The organism is Vibrio sp. 10N.261.51.A4 (genome assembly GCF_041471945.1).
Taxonomy (GTDB): domain Bacteria; phylum Pseudomonadota; class Gammaproteobacteria; order Enterobacterales; family Vibrionaceae; genus Vibrio; species Vibrio crassostreae_C.
In genome coordinates, this window is record NZ_JBFRPJ010000154.1 from 1 (window position 1) to 593 (window position 593).

1 protein-coding gene is annotated in these 593 nt (G+C 49.4%); it reads right to left on the reverse strand.

The window, feature by feature from the left end; all coding sequences use genetic code 11:
• On the reverse strand, nt 1–593 hold a 593-nt coding region (locus AB4384_RS23400), incomplete at both ends, for a hypothetical protein (RefSeq protein WP_372130187.1).

The following is a 593-nucleotide window of genomic DNA, read 5'->3' on the forward strand; positions in this document are numbered from 1 at the left end:
TCGGCACTTTGCGCTGTCATAACATCAATCGTATTGGTGGTCACCGTCCCGTCAGCTAAATTCGGCTCGGTAATACCGAGCGTACCGTTCGCCATGATTTGGGCGTCATCACCAATGGTCACCGACAACGGAGTCATTAATGAATCATCACCATCTGAGTCCACCGCATAAACTGGTAAGTCGAAGGTCAGTTCGTTACTATCTAAGCCATCGGCATGGTCTAACGCCTCAAGCAACGTGAAGGTGTATTCACCCAACGTGGTACCTGAGAAGCTTAAGCTGAAGACAGGAACGTCCGTTCCACCGTCATCAATAAACCCGACATAGATGCCTGAGTCTGCTGGGTCTTCTTTAAGCTCAACCGCAATGTTGTTCGACGTTAACGCACCACCCACATTGAACTCAGTTGGTTCGATTCGGAACTTCTCAACATCATCACTTTGGTTGGTAAACGAGATAGTCTCGGTTTGACTCACCGCACTGCCGCTTGGTGTCGAGCCATCGGCAAGCTGTGTTTCTGATAGCGTCACGCTTGGTACGGATTCGATGGTTGGAATATCACCATCAGTAATCGTCAGAGTGACCGTTGACGT